This is a genomic window from Bacteroides caecigallinarum (assembly GCF_021531075.1).
In the GTDB taxonomy this organism is placed as follows: domain Bacteria; phylum Bacteroidota; class Bacteroidia; order Bacteroidales; family Bacteroidaceae; genus Phocaeicola; species Phocaeicola caecigallinarum_B.
In genome coordinates this window covers 1-14,062 of the sequence record NZ_JADYTJ010000025.1, presented here as the reverse complement: position 1 = coordinate 14,062, position 14,062 = coordinate 1, and the positions used below count along the sequence as shown (strand labels likewise).

16 protein-coding genes are annotated in these 14,062 nt (G+C 39.8%); 9 read left to right on the top strand and 7 right to left on the bottom strand.

The genetic code is table 11. The features are described 5' to 3' along the window. Positions 1–18 precede the first annotated feature (18 nt). From argC to I6E11_RS08215, 4 genes are read right to left on the bottom strand one after another with little or no spacing between them, the layout of a single operon-like run. Positions 19–987 (bottom strand): N-acetyl-gamma-glutamyl-phosphate reductase, encoded by a 969-nt coding sequence (gene argC / locus I6E11_RS08230; RefSeq protein ID WP_235337595.1) that lies wholly within the window; start codon positions 985–987, stop codon positions 19–21. Further along, on the bottom strand, positions 984–2,189 hold the full coding sequence (locus tag I6E11_RS08225) for an argininosuccinate synthase (protein WP_235337594.1): 1,206 nt from the start codon (positions 2,187–2,189) through the stop codon (positions 984–986). The genes argC and I6E11_RS08225 overlap by 4 nt, the downstream gene beginning before the upstream one ends. A 23-nt stretch (positions 2,190–2,212) precedes the next feature. Next, positions 2,213–2,782 (bottom strand): GNAT family N-acetyltransferase, encoded by a 570-nt coding sequence (locus tag I6E11_RS08220; protein WP_204391365.1) that lies wholly within the window; start codon positions 2,780–2,782, stop codon positions 2,213–2,215. A 45-nt stretch (positions 2,783–2,827) separates the two neighbouring features. Further along, complete coding sequence (locus tag I6E11_RS08215) at positions 2,828–3,304, bottom strand: arginine repressor (RefSeq protein ID WP_235337592.1); 477 nt, start codon at positions 3,302–3,304, stop codon at positions 2,828–2,830. A gap of 181 nt (positions 3,305–3,485) precedes the next feature. On the opposite strand from I6E11_RS08215, the gene I6E11_RS08210 reads away from it, so the two are divergent. The 4 genes from I6E11_RS08210 (at position 3,486) to I6E11_RS08195 (ending at position 5,842) form a co-directional block, all read left to right on the top strand. Then, on the top strand, positions 3,486–4,217 hold the full coding sequence (locus I6E11_RS08210) for a class I SAM-dependent methyltransferase (protein ID WP_235337590.1): 732 nt from the start codon (positions 3,486–3,488) through the stop codon (positions 4,215–4,217). 126 nt (positions 4,218–4,343) lie between these two features. Further along, the gene (locus tag I6E11_RS08205) at positions 4,344–4,565 is read left to right on the top strand and encodes a helix-turn-helix transcriptional regulator (protein WP_235337588.1); all 222 of its coding nucleotides are present in this window, start codon (positions 4,344–4,346) and stop codon (positions 4,563–4,565) included. Positions 4,566–4,568: 3 nt separating this feature from the next. Beyond that, positions 4,569–4,907, top strand: coding sequence for a HipA N-terminal domain-containing protein (locus I6E11_RS08200; protein WP_235337586.1), 339 nt, complete (start codon positions 4,569–4,571; stop codon positions 4,905–4,907). Continuing rightward, complete coding sequence (locus tag I6E11_RS08195; RefSeq protein WP_235337584.1) at positions 4,904–5,842, top strand: HipA domain-containing protein; 939 nt, start codon at positions 4,904–4,906, stop codon at positions 5,840–5,842. Before I6E11_RS08200 ends, I6E11_RS08195 begins: the two co-directional genes overlap by 4 nt. A gap of 81 nt (positions 5,843–5,923) precedes the next feature. Here the strand turns inward: I6E11_RS08195 and I6E11_RS08190 are convergent, their stop codons facing one another. Further along, positions 5,924–6,793 (bottom strand): AraC family transcriptional regulator, encoded by an 870-nt coding sequence (locus I6E11_RS08190; RefSeq protein WP_235337583.1) that lies wholly within the window; start codon positions 6,791–6,793, stop codon positions 5,924–5,926. 119 nt (positions 6,794–6,912) lie between these two features. Here I6E11_RS08190 and I6E11_RS08185 point away from each other — a divergent pair, with 119 nt between their 5' ends. From I6E11_RS08185 to uxaC, 4 genes are all read left to right on the top strand, one after another. Further along, positions 6,913–7,728: an SDR family oxidoreductase gene (locus I6E11_RS08185; protein WP_235337582.1), complete on the top strand. Its 816-nt coding sequence runs from the start codon at positions 6,913–6,915 to the stop codon at positions 7,726–7,728. Positions 7,729–7,868: 140 nt separating this feature from the next. After that, complete coding sequence (gene uxuA, locus I6E11_RS08180) at positions 7,869–9,053, top strand: mannonate dehydratase (protein ID WP_235337581.1); 1,185 nt, start codon at positions 7,869–7,871, stop codon at positions 9,051–9,053. A gap of 18 nt (positions 9,054–9,071) precedes the next feature. Next, positions 9,072–10,547 carry an MFS transporter gene (locus tag I6E11_RS08175; RefSeq protein ID WP_235337580.1) on the top strand — a complete coding sequence of 492 codons (1,476 nt, stop codon included), beginning with the start codon at positions 9,072–9,074 and terminating at the stop codon, positions 10,545–10,547. A 12-nt stretch (positions 10,548–10,559) separates the two neighbouring features. Next, entirely contained in the window at positions 10,560–11,966 is a 1,407-nt protein-coding gene (uxaC, locus tag I6E11_RS08170) for a glucuronate isomerase (RefSeq protein ID WP_235337579.1), read from the top strand. A gap of 120 nt (positions 11,967–12,086) precedes the next feature. On the opposite strand, the gene I6E11_RS08165 is transcribed toward uxaC, so the two are convergent. Both I6E11_RS08165 and I6E11_RS08160 read right to left on the bottom strand, forming a co-directional pair. Continuing rightward, positions 12,087–12,512, bottom strand: coding sequence for a SufE family protein (locus tag I6E11_RS08165; RefSeq protein WP_204390482.1), 426 nt, complete (start codon positions 12,510–12,512; stop codon positions 12,087–12,089). Positions 12,513–12,530: 18 nt separating this feature from the next. Further along, a complete protein-coding gene (locus I6E11_RS08160; protein ID WP_235337578.1) occupies positions 12,531–13,538 on the bottom strand; it encodes a M20 family metallopeptidase in 1,008 nt (335 codons plus the stop codon). A gap of 186 nt (positions 13,539–13,724) precedes the next feature. On the opposite strand from I6E11_RS08160, the gene I6E11_RS08155 reads away from it, so the two are divergent. Next, positions 13,725–14,062 (top strand): hypothetical protein (locus I6E11_RS08155; RefSeq protein WP_235337577.1); only part of this gene is annotated, 338 nt, incomplete at its 3' end.

The window sequence follows — 14,062 nt, the reverse complement described above, 5'->3', positions numbered from 1 at the left end:
AAAAACTAACAACTAATATTAAAACGCGCTTGGCTTCAGCTTCAGTCCCACTGTTTCTTCAAGGTTGAACATCAGGTTCATGTTATGCACGGCCTGACCGCTTGCACCTTTCAGCAGATTGTCGATGCATGATATGATGAGCAGCTTGTCGCCATGTTTCTCCAGATGGATCAGACACTTGTTTGTGTTTACAACCTGTTTTAGATCAATGTTCTTTTCTACTATATGTACAAAAGAATCTTCTGCATAATAATCTTCATACATCTTTACCAATTCTGCAAGTTCCACTTTTGTCTTTACTACAATAGTAGCGAAGATTCCTCGTGCAAAGTCACCACGGTAAGGAATGAAATCTATATCAGAATCGAAACTGTTCTGGAGCTGGCAGAGTGACTGCTTGATTTCAGGAACATGCTGATGCTGGAATGGCTTGTATATGCTCATGTTGTTGTTACGCCAGCTGAAGTGACTGGTAGCTCCCGGTTTTACTCCGGCACCTGTACTTCCTGTGATGGCATTAACCATTACGTCTCCGTTGAGCAGCAGGTTCTTTGCTAAAGGCAGAAGTCCCAACTGGATACAAGTGGCAAAACATCCAGGATTGGCTACATGCTTGCTATGACATATTGCGCGTCTGTTCAGTTCCGGTAATCCGTAGATGAAATCATGGTCGTCGCTCTTTATACGATAATCCATTGAGAGGTCGATTATCTTCAAGTCTTCAGGTACGTTGTGGCTGTCCATGAACTTCTTTGTATCGCCGTGAGCTGTACAGAAGAAGAGAACGTCTATCTTGTCTAATGGAAGTTCGTCTGTAAATGTAAGTTCAGTTTCGCCGTACAGACCTTCGTGAACATCTGTAATCTTGTTTCCGGCGTTGCTGGAACTGTTGATAAATACTATCTCTACTTCAGGATGGTTGATAAGCAGACGAATAAGTTCGCCTGCCGTATATCCTGCACCACCTATAATTCCTACTTTTATCATACGTCCGCCTCGTCTTTATGGTTAGCATAATAAGCTCTGAGCGGAGTAGAAAGAACCTTGATGAATCCTTTTGCATCATCTGCAGTCCAGCCTTTCTGCATTTCACCGTATTCGCCGAACTTATTCTTTACGAGGTCGTCTTTAGAATCAACACCTACAGTTGAGAAGCAGTAAGGACGCAATTCCAGAATAACTGTACCGTTTACGTTACGCTGGCTTTCAGTAAGCATAGCTTCGATGTCGCGCATAACAGGTTCCAGATACTGGCTTTCGTGAAGGAACATACCATACCAGTTGGCAACCTGATCCTTCCAGTACTGCTGCCATTTGCTCAAAGTGTATTTTTCGAGGAACTTGTGTGCACCGATGATAAGCATAGGAGCTGCAGCTTCGAATCCTACACGTCCCTTGATACCGATAATTGTATCACCTACGTGCATATCGCGACCGATACCGTAAGCTGCACCTATTTCTTCTATCTTCTGGATAGCTTTTATCTTGTCTTCGAACTGTTCGCCGTTTACAGCGCAGATCTCACCGTTCTTGAATTCAAGTCTGAGTTCTTCAGAACCTGTCTTTTTTACCTGCTTCAGATATGCGCTTTCAGGCAATCCTTGAGTTGAGTCCAGAATTTCTCCACCACAGATAGATGTTCCCCAAATACCTACATTGTAAGAGTATTTCAGTTTTGTGAAGTCTGCTTCGAAACCATGTTCTTTAAGGTAGTTGATTTCGTATTCACGGCTCAGAGCCATATCGCGTGTAAGGGTGATTATTTCCACACCCGGAGCCATAACAAGGAAAGTCATGTCGAAACGAACTTGGTCGTTACCTGCTCCTGTTGAACCGTGTGCTATAGCGTGCGCACCGATTTCGTTTGCGTAGCGTGCTATGGCAAGTGCCTGGAAGATACGTTCCGAACTAACGGAAATAGGGTATGTACCGTTACGGAGTACGTTTCCGAATACCATATATTTCAAACTCTTTTCGTAGTATTCCTGTGTAACGTCAAGAGTCACATATTTAACAGCTCCAAGCTTGTATGCATTTTCTTCATTCTGTTTCAATTGTTCAGGGCTGAAACCTCCGGTGTTGGCACAAGCCGCATATACTTCATATCCTTTTTCTTTTGCCAGATACATTACAGTGAAAGATGTGTCAAGACCGCCACTGAATGCCACAACTACTTTTTTCTTTTCCATATATGTATGTGAGTTTTGAGTTTTTAGAAATTATTTACTTTGTCGTCCTGATGTAACGCAGGATCGTATAACATGGCAGTACAGATACAGAATTTTCTGTTCTTAGCCATCAGAATCTCATGATTGATACAACCTTCGCAACCTTTCCAGAATGCTTCATCGTCGGTAAGTTCATTGAATGTTACCGGAACGTATCCAAGTTCTGTATTCATTTTCATTACAGCAGCTCCTGAAGTAAGACTGAAAATCTTTGCTTTAGGCCATCTTAGTCTTGCTAAAGTGAATGATGCGTGTTTGATTCTTTTGGCAAGGCCTAATCCACGATACTTAGGGTGAACTATAAGTCCGGATGTGGCAACATATTGCTTGTTTCCCCATGATTCGATATAGGTAAATCCTGCAAGGTCATCTCCGCACAGTGCTATAATAGCTTTACCTTCTTTCATTTTTGTGGCTACGTATTCATGAGTACGTTCTGCAATACCTGTTCCGCGTACTTTGGCTGCTTCTCTTATGGTGTCAAGAATATAATCCACATATTTTTCGTGTGAAGCATCTGCCACCATTACGTCTATTTGTTTTTCTTTTTCCATCTTTTTCGTATGTTGTTTCCTTCAGCTTTTTATGTTATCTTGTTTTTAGTTTATATTCGGAATAATTTGTCTGAGTGTATCAGTTACACTCTGTCGGGAGTATCCTTCTCTGATTACCAACATTATAGTGTCATCACCTGCAATAGTACCTATAATTTCGTCAAAGTTGTGATCGTCAATGTCGTATGCCAAACTACTGGCATATCCTGGTCTTGTCTTGATTACAGCTATATTGCCTGAGAATTCTATTCCCATGAACCCGTTGTGACGCATCATTTCGGTGGCTCCTGGTGGATTAGCCATGCGCTTATACATGGTGTTGTTCGGAAGTACGTAAACATAGTTGCCGTTCATGCTGGCGGCTTTTGCCACTTTTAGCTGCTTCAAGTCTCTAGACAACGTAGCTTGTGTCAGGCTAAACCCTTCTTTGGTAAGTTCCTGAAGAAGTTCGTCCTGGCTTCCGATTTCCTTTACGGAGATAATCATTTTAATGGCATCAAGCCTTGTACTTTTACTTTTCATTGTATAATTATTCTGTATTGGCCGCAAATATACAGCTATTTATTTAAATTCATGCATAAATACGAAGTTTTTTATATGATTATTCGTAAAAAATGTGAAAACTATGCATAAATAATCATATTGACGGTATATGTATAAGTTTTTTGTAACTTTGTGCTGAAGTATAATATTAATAATGTATATGAATAACGGATTGCTTGAAACAGGTAAGGACCCTATGGGAAATGCCATATATGATTACTTCAGCAAAGGACATGCCGGTAGACTTAGAGTTTTCTCGCCTCAGTTTGATGAAGATGAAATTCCTGTAGAAACGTTGTTTCGCGAATATGATGAAATGCCTGAATTGGAAAGAATGGCTCTTGATATGGCACACGGTAAAATCCTGGATGTAGGTGCAGGAAGTGGATGTCACTCAGTTGCTTTACAAGACATGGGTAAGGATGTAGAAGCTATAGATATATCTCCTTTGTCGGTTAAAGTAATGGAAGAGAGTGGTGTGAATGCCCGCTGTGTAAATCTTTTTGACACATCGTTGGTTGGGACTTATGACACTATATTGATGCTGATGAATGGTTCCGGAATAATTGGCTCGTTGGAGAATATGGAAACTTTCTTTACACGTATGAAGGAACTGTTGAACCCTGATGGCTGTATTCTGATGGATTCAAGTGACTTGAAGTATCTGTTTGAAGATGAGGATGGAAGTATGCTTATTGATTTGGCAGCCGATTATTATGGCGAGATAGAATTCTGTATGCAATATAAGCAGATAAAAGGTGAAACATTCAAGTGGCTGTATATAGATTATGGGACATTAGAGTTTTATGCATCTCAATTTGGTTTCAAGGCAGAGCTTGTATATAGTGGAGAACATTATGACTACCTTGCAAAACTAACTTTGGCTGTGTAGTTTTTATAAATACTTTACTTCTTATACCCGTTTGGGTATAAAAAATAATTTTGAATGCAAAATTATACCCTAAAAGGTATAATTGCTTGAATATATTATTATATTTGTACCCGAAAGGGTATAAATATGGAATATACAGTAATAGCGGATTTTGTAAAGGAGATGCGTCGGCAGTTCGGATTGACTCAGGTTGATTTAGCTGACAAGTCTGGAGTCGGATTGCGCTTTGTTCGTGATTTGGAGCAAGGTAAACAAACCTTGCGTATGGATAAGGTAAATCAGGTACTCAGTCTTTTCGGGCGTCAGGTAGGGCCTGTGGAATTGAGTACCAAAACAATGGAGAAATAAGTTATGAAGCGTGCAAAAGTGTTTCTGCATGACCGGTTGGCAGGCAGATTGGTGGAAGATGAAAATGGCTTCACCTTTACATACGATGCTGGGTTCCTGAAGCAGCCGGATGCAGCGGCAGTCAGCTTGACGCTTCCTCTTGTTGACAAACCATATCATGATATGGTATTATTTCCGTTCTTTGACGGTCTGATACCAGAAGGATGGCTGCTTGATATTGCAGAACGAAGTTGGAAAATAAACCAGAGAGACCGTATGTCTCTTCTCTTGGCTTGTTGTAAAGACTGTATAGGAGCTGTAAGTGTAGTACCTGATGACGAAATAGAGGAGGATAAATTATGAGCCGATGTCTGTATTGCTATAAAGAATTGCCTGAAGGAATAAAGGACTTCCATCCTGCATGTGCCAGGAAATTTTTTGGAACACGAACAGCACCGGATTTGCCATATGTACGTGCTCAATTAGGAGATTTGGCTCGTCAGGTTGTGCGCAGTCAGACAACTCTTACAGGAGTTCAGGCCAAATTATCGCTTGATATTAATCGTGGTGGGCGTAATGAGCCTGACCGTTTTACTATTGTTGGGCTTTGGGGACGATTTATATTAAAGCCTCAGACTCATTCGTATCGTGCCTTACCTGAATTGGAGGATGTTACTATGCATTTGGCTGAAGCTGCTAAAATTAATGTGGTTCCTCATAGTCTGATACGTTTCAGCGATGGAGAACTGTGTTATATCACTAGGCGTATAGACCGCCAATCTGATGGCCATAAGATAGCAATGGAAGATATGTGTCAGCTATCCGAAAGACTTACCGAATATAAATACAAAGGCTCGTATGAACAAATAGCCAAACTTATACGTCGCTATTCTTCTGCGCCACAGCTTGATGTGATAAATTTTTGGGAAGTTGTGGTATTCTGTTGGATAACCGGTAATGCAGATATGCATCTTAAGAATTTCTCCCTTTATAATCAGATGGGTGGATATACACTTACGCCGGCATACGATATGCTTTCAACGACTCTTGTTATGCCGGAAGATACAGAGGAGCTTGCCCTTACTCTTAATGGTAAGAAGAGCCGTTTGCGTAAGGTTGATTTTTACAAAGCAATTACAGCATCTGGTGTTGATGAAAAGGTAATAGAAAATCTGGCTCGCCGTTTTAGCCGTGCATTGCCTAAGTGGTTCGAATTGATAGATAATTCTTTTTTGCCTGAAGATATGAAAAGACAGTATAAACAACTCATCTTGCGACGTGTTGTAATGTTACGTTGAAATGGTTGAATGATTTTGGTAAGTCATGACTAACTTGGTTACAATATAAATCTGGGTTAAACGTATTGGCAGGATTGAATATTATAGTTCTAAAATTTTTTTGCGGTATTCAGTAGGAGTAACACTGGTGACACTTTTAAAACATCTGTTGAAATGTACAGCAGAGTCGAAGCCGCATTCTATACTTATTTCTGAAATATTAAGACGGTCGTCTGCCAAAAGTTTGCAGGCGTAACCGATTCTCATGTCTGTAATATATTGTTTTAGTGTTTTTCCTGTATTGTCTTTGAAATATCTGCAAAAGGCAGACGGATTCATAGCTGCGTATGATGATATCTCATCTAATGTTATATTATCTGTATATCTCTTGTTGATATATGCTACAACTTTTTCTATTTTTTTATTTTTGAATTCTGCAGGTACAGGATTATAGTTTGGAGATGCCGCAAATTCTCTTTTTTTAATCAACGAAAGTTCTTGTAGTAACCTAAGAAAAAGTATTATCTGTTCCATTCCTTCTGCTCCCGGTATTTGTTTTAACAATAATGAAATTTCCTGTTTGTTTTTTACTGATATTTTTAGGCCTCGGTTTGATTCATTTAGAAGTGTATTTATATTTATGAATTGTACATAGTGAGTAAATGAATATTGCATGAAATCTTTTTCGAATTGTATTATTGTCCCATTAACTCTTAAATTATCGTCTTTATCATATTCAGGAGGATTTTTCATACAATGTGGCAGTGCTGACCCAAACAGTAATAGAGTTTCGTCCGAATAATCTATAATACTGTCACCTATTATACATTGTCCATATCCTTTTTCTACATATAACATTTCGTATTCTCCGTGAAAATGCCACGGGTAAGTAAATGATTTGTAATTATATGACCTTGCTTTTATCGGATTTGAATCTGATATGTATAACTGCTCGTTTAATATCTTTTTCATTGTATATTATAAGATTTGTTCTAGGTGCAAATATACGTAAATATCTTGCAAAATTATGTATATCCATATATGTCTTTCTGTAGTATTTTTGCGTTTGGAAAAATTTAAAACTTATATATATGAACAACATGTTTGATATTACCGGAAAGGTAGCCGTTGTGACAGGTGGTTCCGGCGTTTTGGGAAGTAATATAGCTGAAGGTTTGTTGAAGGCCGGAACTAAAGTTATAATTATTGGTGCGCATCAGGACAGAGTAGATGCTGCGTTGGAACGCTTGAAAACTATAAGCGAAGATGTTGCAGGTACTGTATGTAATGTGCTTGATATAGAGAGCCTTCGTTCTGTAAAAGATACAGTGCTTTCAAAATGGGGACGTGTAGACTTCCTTATCAATGCTGCCGGTGGTAATATTCCTGGAGGTACATTGACTGTTGACCAGAATATATTCGACATGAAAGTGGAAGACCTTAATAAAGTGGTAGACCTAAACCTTTATGGAACTGTTTATCCATGTCTGGTATTTGGTGAAATCATGGCTAAACAACAGAGTGGAGCTATCGTAAATGTATCTTCAATGGCTGCATACGAGTCTATCACTCGCGTACCTGGATATTCTATGGCTAAGAGTGCTGTAGAAAACTTTACTCGTTGGCTTGCACAGGAAATGGCTATCAAGTTTAGCGAAAAGATCCGTGTAAATGCAATTGCTCCGGGATTCTTTATCGGAAATCAGAACCGTGCTATCCTTATTAATCCAGACGGTTCGCTTACTGAACGCAGTCAGAAGGTTATTGCCAAGACTCCTATGAGACGTTTTGGGGATATTTCGGAACTTAACGGGTCTGTACAGTTCCTTTGCAGTGATGCTGCAAGCTTTATTACTGGTGCAACATTGGCTATCGACGGTGGATTCAGTGCATTCAGTGGAGTATAATTATATTTAGTTGGCAAGGCTTCAGTTACAAGGAAACAAGGCTTTAGCTCCGCTGACCGTTGGTTCATCCGGATGGAACCAACGGTCAGCGAAGCTAAACCTCGTTAACTTGTCAACTCGTAACTAAAAAAGTAAACATTATGATGGAAAAAACTTGGAGATGGTTTGGAAAGAAGGATAAGATTACTCTTTCCATGCTGCGTCAGATAGGAGTAGAAGGAATAGTAACAGCCTTGCATGATGTTCCAAACGGTGAGATTTGGACTGTTGAGGCTATCAATGATTTGAAATCATATATCGAATCATACGGATTGAGATGGTCGGTAGTGGAAAGTCTTCCTGTATGCGAGGCTATCAAATATGCAGGTCCTGAACGTGACCAGCTTATTGAAAACTATAAAGTCAGCCTTGCCAATTTGGGTAAATGCGGAGTAAAGACTGTATGTTACAATTTCATGCCGGTTATTGACTGGGTGAGAACAGACTTGCAGCATCCTTGGGCTGACGGTACAAGTTCATTGTACTACGACAGGGTGCGTTTTGCATATTTCGATGTAAAGATTCTTCAGCGCAAAGGAGCGGAGAAAGACTATTCGGAAGAAGAACTTCGCAAGGTGGAAGAACTTGACAAGATTATTACAGAAGCAGAAAAAGATGAGCTTATCGATGCTATCATTGTTAAGACTCAAGGATTCGTAAACGGTAATATTCGTGAAGGTGACAAGAACCCTGTAGCTATATTTAAGCGTCTTCTCTCACTTTATAAAGGAATTGACCGTGATACATTGCGTGAGAACATGCGTTACTTCCTTGCTGCTGTAATGCCTGTATGCGAGGAATATGGTGTGAATATGTGTGTACACCCAGATGATCCTCCTTTCCAGATTCTTGGATTGCCTCGTATAGTAACAAACGAAGAAGATATAGCATGGTTCCTCAATGCTGTTGACAATCCTCACAATGGACTGACTTTCTGTGCAGGTTCTTTGAGTGCAGGAGAGCATAACGATACACGTGAACTTGCAAAGAAGTTTGCTAAACGTACACACTTCGTACATTTGCGCAGTACAGCGGCTATGCCTGGCGGTAACTTTATTGAAAGTACTCATCTGTCTGGTCGCGGACATCTGATTGACCTTATCAGAATATTCGAAAAGGAAAACCCGGGATTGCCGATGCGTGTTGACCATGGACGTATGATGCTAGGCGACGAAGACAAGGGTTACAACGCAGGATATTCATTCCACGGACGTATGCTTGCCCTCGGACAGGTGGAAGGTATGATGGCTGTGGTGGAAGATGAACTGAAAAACGGAATAGTATAAAAGATAATGAATAATGCCATGAATTCACAAGATAATAGAATGAAAATGACGAACTATCGCTGGACGATATGTCTTATGTTATTTATTGCCACAACGATAAACTATATGGACCGTCAAGTCCTTTCACTTACATGGAAGGACTTTATAGCTCCAGAATTCAATTGGACTGATGCTAATTACGGAACAATTGCCGGATTCTTCTCTATTCTTTATTCGATAAGCATGCTTTTCGTAGGAAAGTTTGTGGATAAAATAGGAACAAAGAAAGGTTATCTGTGGGCTATAGGTATATGGTCTGTAGGTGCCTGTCTTCACACTTTCTGTGGAATACTTACTGCCGGAATATCTACAGGTACATGGGCTTTCACTTTCGAAGGAGCGCGTGAAGCTATCGAGGCGGCCGAAACAGTAGGAACGGTGATATGGAGTGTATCGACTGTTAGTATATGGCTTTTCCTTGCTGCACGTTCAATTTTGGCAGTAGGAGAGTCTGGAAACTTCCCTTGTGCCATTAAGGTAACTGCAGAATATTTCCCTAAGAAAGATCGTGCTTTCGCAACCAGTGTGTTCAATGCCGGAGCACAGCTTGGTGCCTTGCTCGCACCTTTCACCATTCCTGTCATAGCACGTTATATGGGTTGGGAAATGTCATTCCTTATCATCGGTGCTTTAGGTTTCTTCTGGATGGGATTTTGGGTGAGAATGTATGAAACTCCGTCAAAGCAGAAGAAGGTAAACAAGGCTGAGCTGGAATATATCGAGCAGGATCGTCTGACAGAAGCTTCTGAGACTGCAAAGCCTGCAACAGAAGAGAAAAAGGAGAAGGGTATCAGCTTGTGGAAATGTTTCACTTTCCGTCAGACTTGGGCTGTTATATTCGGACGTTGTCTTCCTGACGGTGTGTGGTGGTTCTTCCTTTTCTGGGCACCTGCTTATGTGAAAGACGTTTACGGATACAGTTCAGACTCTACTATGGGTATGCTGCTTATCTTTACTCTTTATTTGATATCAATGCTTTCCATCATTGGCGGTTATCTGCCTACCGTGTTTATCACACGCCTTGGTATGAATCCGTTCGCAGGACGTATGCGTGCTATGCTTATCTTCTCTTTGTTCCCATTGCTCGGACTTTTTGCACAACCGCTCGGAAATATATCCTGCTGGTTCCCTATTATCATAATCGGTATAATAGGTGCAGCGCATCAGAGCTGGAGTGCCAATACTTATACGGTAGTGAGCGATATGTTCCCTAAATCGGCTGTGGCAACAGTTACAGGTATCGGTGGTATGGCTGGTGGTATCGGCAGCTTGCTGTTCAATCAGGGCTCAGGTATCCTGTTTACTTATTCAAAGGAAACGAATATGGCTTTCATGGGATTCGAAGGTATTCATGCCGGCTATATGATAGTGTTCCTTATAGCTTCAGTAGCTTATCTGTTCAGCTGGATAATGATAAAGATACTTGTTCCGAAATATAAGATAATTGAAATTTGATAATTGATTAATATGAAAGATTTTATAAACGAAGATTTTCTTCTGCAGAGTGATGTGGCAAAGATGTTGTATCATGAACATGCGGAAAAGATGCCTATCATAGATTATCACTGTCATCTTAATCCGAAGATGATTGCAGATGATTATAAATTCAGTTCCATCACCGAGATATGGCTTGGCGGCGACCATTACAAATGGCGTGCGATGCGTGCTAATGGAGTAGATGAAAAGTATATCACAGGTAAGGAAACTTCCGATTGGGAGAAATTTGAGAAATGGGCAGAAACAGTTCCATATACATTGCGCAATCCGCTTTATCACTGGACTCATCTTGAATTGAAGACAGCTTTCGGTATAGGTGGAACCCTGAATCCTGCATCGGCAAAAAGGATATACGACAAGTGTAATGAATTGCTTGCTACTCCTGAATACTCGGCTCGCGGACTGATGAAAAGATATAATGTAGAGTCTGTATGTACTACTGACGATCCGATTGATACACTTGAGTATCATAAGGCGATTGCAGATTCTGGTTTCGAAGTTAAGGTTCTTCCTACTTGGAGACCTGACAAGGCTATGAACATCACTACAGCAGCCGAATACAGAGCATATCTGGAAAAACTTTCACAGGCTAGTGGTGTGACAATCTCCAAGTTTGACGATTTGGTTGAGGCTTTGAAATTACGTCATCAGTATTTTGCCGAGCACGGATGTAAACTAGCCGACCACGGTCTTGCGGATATACCTGCTGCAGATTATACTATGTCGGAAATCTCTGCAATATTCGATAAAGTATATGGTGGAAATGAATTGACAAAAGAAGAAAAATCAAAATACCAAACAGCTTTATTGATTATTCTTTCCGAAATGAATGCCGAGGCCGGATGGACCCAACAGTATCATTACGGACCTTTGCGTAACACTAACTCAAAGATGATGGCTAAGCTTGGTCCTGATACAGGCTTTGATACTATCGGTGATTTCAGATGTGCAGAGGCTATGGTGAAGATTTTCGACCGTCTGAATTCTGAAGGAAAACTGGCCAAGACAATTATATATAATATTAATCCTGCCGAGAATGATATGGTGGCAGCGATGATAGCTAATTATCAGGACGGTAGTGTCCCTGGTAAGATGCAGTTCGGTTCAGGATGGTGGTTCAACGATCAGATGGGAGGAATGCTACGCCAGATGAATGCATTGTCGGAACAGGGATTATTGAGCCGTTTTGTTGGTATGCTTACCGATTCGCGTTCGTTCCTTTCATATCCTCGTCATGAGTATTTCCGCAGAATATTGTGTAATATGATTGGTAATGACGTGGTGAACGGAATACTTCCAGAATCGGAAATGGGAAGAATAAAAGGTATGATAGAAGATATCTGCTATTGCAATGCAAAGAGTTATCTGAATCTTTAAGAGATGATATAAAAAACACATCCGCCGTATTACCGGGATTCCGGATAATGCGGCGGATGATTATTTTAAGGTTGGCACTATTAAACTCTTTTTCTTTTTTTTGTAAAAGTTTCCTTTATGTCAAGCGTTCTTTGCCTTGAAAGCTAATGCGTACATACGCATCTGTTTAACCATTGCAAGAAGTCCGTTGCTTCGTGTAGGCGAAAGGTGTTCTTTCAGTCCAATCTTTTCGATGAAGTATAAGTCAGACTCCAATATTTCGTCAGGAGTATGTCCAGACACAACTTTAATAAGTAGAGCTATAATACCTTTCACTATTAAAGCGTCGCTTTCTGCCTGGAATATTATTTTCCCGTCTTCCATATCAGCTTGTAGCCATACACGGCTCTGGCAACCGTCAATGAGGTTTTGGTCTGTTTTGTATTCTGGGTTAAGTGGCTCCTGTTCATTTCCTAAATCAATCAAAAGCTGATACTTGTCCATCCAATCATCAAAGTCGCTGAATTCTTCTATTACTTCGTCCTGAAGTTCGTTTATTGTTTTCATCGTTATTCTACTTTTATGTTATTTTTCATTGTAAATTACTTGGAGTACAGTCTGACCAACTGCCTGTAGGGTGGTACGGTCTATATTATCCATAGTGTCGTCTATGGTATGCCATGTAGGATTAAATCCTGTATTGCTGTTTATGTCGTAATGAATGATATCTACACAAGGAATTTGTCTGTAACGGTTTACGTAAATATGATCGTCGGTTATTTCTCCACCCTTTTCTTTTATGAAAATATTGCTGTAGCCAAGTTCGTGGGCTGCATTCCAGATTTTTTTCATTATATTATTGGCTGTGCGTTGTGAATATCCTTCATAATAGAAAGTAGCATTCTTGCCACCCACCATATCCAGAAGTATTCCGTAGCGAGCCTTATAGTTTGATACGTGAGGTATTCTTCCCCAATACTGCGAACCAAGACACCATGTGTCAGCCTTATAGTTTCCCTGATAGAATTCGGGAATACCATAATCTTCGGCATCGAAGAATGCAATATCTATACCTATTGCAGGGGATTGCTTCTGAATCTGTCTGGCAATTTCAAGGAGTACACCTACACCACTGGCACCATCGTTTGCTCCATCTATGGCAGTATGGTGATGTTTCTCTTCGTCGCAGTCTGCATATGGACGACTGTCCCAATGCGCAAACAGTATAACTCTTTTCTTTGCTTCTGGATTGTACTCACCTATGATATTGCGTGCTTTGAGTAATGTACCGTCGTACGCTACCAAATCGGCATACTGGTTATATACTTTTGCGCCAAAACGTTCAAGTTCTGATGCGAGATAATCTCCACATTTCTTATGTGAATCAGAATTCGGAACACGAGGACCAAAATCTACTTGTGACTTTACGTAATGATAAGCACTATCGGCATTAAAAACTGGTACTTGTATGTCACTTGCAGCTTCTTCTTTAGTAATCGTAGTATCGCTTTTCTTGCTACTGCCACATGCTGTAACAGACGCAGCGTAGATTATGATTAGTGAGCCTGATAGAATTTTTCCTAATATATTCATATTTACATATATAATGATCTTTTGCAAAGGTAAACAGTTTTGTGCTATTGGCAAAATTATACTTATTTTAGTTGGTTATGTCTTTAAATAAGCTATATACCGATGCGCATGTTATTTTTTTTAATGTCAATATAGTATAATAAGTTAATTGACAGTTATATATTCTATAAGTAATCTATATTCGATATGAAAAGATATATATTTTTTATAATTGCTTTATTGCCTTTATTGCTTTTGGTAGCATGCAGTAAATATACTTTGGATGATGGTGATAGTGATAAGTTTAATGTTTATTTTAAATTTCATAAGAATTCTAATGGTGATATTTTGGACATTGATTATCCAGTGAGAATCTTTTTCGTGGATAAAAATAGCTCAAATAGTACGGAATTTAATTTTGGTGAGGGAGAATCTCTTATAGCTGCTATTGATGAAGGGGAATATGCAATAAATACGTTTATTGGTATGGATGATAATTTCTTTATTATGAATGATATTTCAGGATTACCGATTGTGTCTATGAG

Coding starts and splice junctions, on each gene's coding strand:
- argC (WP_235337595.1), bottom strand. CDS start 987: ATGATAAAAGTAGGAATTATAGGTGGTGCAGGATATACGGCAGGCGAA.
- I6E11_RS08225 (WP_235337594.1), bottom strand. CDS start 2,189: ATGGAAAAGAAAAAAGTAGTTGTGGCATTCAGTGGCGGTCTTGACACA.
- I6E11_RS08220 (WP_204391365.1), bottom strand. CDS start 2,782: ATGGAAAAAGAAAAACAAATAGACGTAATGGTGGCAGATGCTTCACAC.
- I6E11_RS08215 (WP_235337592.1), bottom strand. CDS start 3,304: ATGAAAAGTAAAAGTACAAGGCTTGATGCCATTAAAATGATTATCTCC.
- I6E11_RS08210 (WP_235337590.1), top strand. CDS start 3,486: ATGAATAACGGATTGCTTGAAACAGGTAAGGACCCTATGGGAAATGCC.
- I6E11_RS08205 (WP_235337588.1), top strand. CDS start 4,344: ATGGAATATACAGTAATAGCGGATTTTGTAAAGGAGATGCGTCGGCAG.
- I6E11_RS08200 (WP_235337586.1), top strand. CDS start 4,569: ATGAAGCGTGCAAAAGTGTTTCTGCATGACCGGTTGGCAGGCAGATTG.
- I6E11_RS08195 (WP_235337584.1), top strand. CDS start 4,904: ATGAGCCGATGTCTGTATTGCTATAAAGAATTGCCTGAAGGAATAAAG.
- I6E11_RS08190 (WP_235337583.1), bottom strand. CDS start 6,793: ATGAAAAAGATATTAAACGAGCAGTTATACATATCAGATTCAAATCCG.
- I6E11_RS08185 (WP_235337582.1), top strand. CDS start 6,913: ATGAACAACATGTTTGATATTACCGGAAAGGTAGCCGTTGTGACAGGT.
- uxuA (WP_235337581.1), top strand. CDS start 7,869: ATGATGGAAAAAACTTGGAGATGGTTTGGAAAGAAGGATAAGATTACT.
- I6E11_RS08175 (WP_235337580.1), top strand. CDS start 9,072: ATGAATTCACAAGATAATAGAATGAAAATGACGAACTATCGCTGGACG.
- uxaC (WP_235337579.1), top strand. CDS start 10,560: ATGAAAGATTTTATAAACGAAGATTTTCTTCTGCAGAGTGATGTGGCA.
- I6E11_RS08165 (WP_204390482.1), bottom strand. CDS start 12,512: ATGAAAACAATAAACGAACTTCAGGACGAAGTAATAGAAGAATTCAGC.
- I6E11_RS08160 (WP_235337578.1), bottom strand. CDS start 13,538: ATGAATATATTAGGAAAAATTCTATCAGGCTCACTAATCATAATCTAC.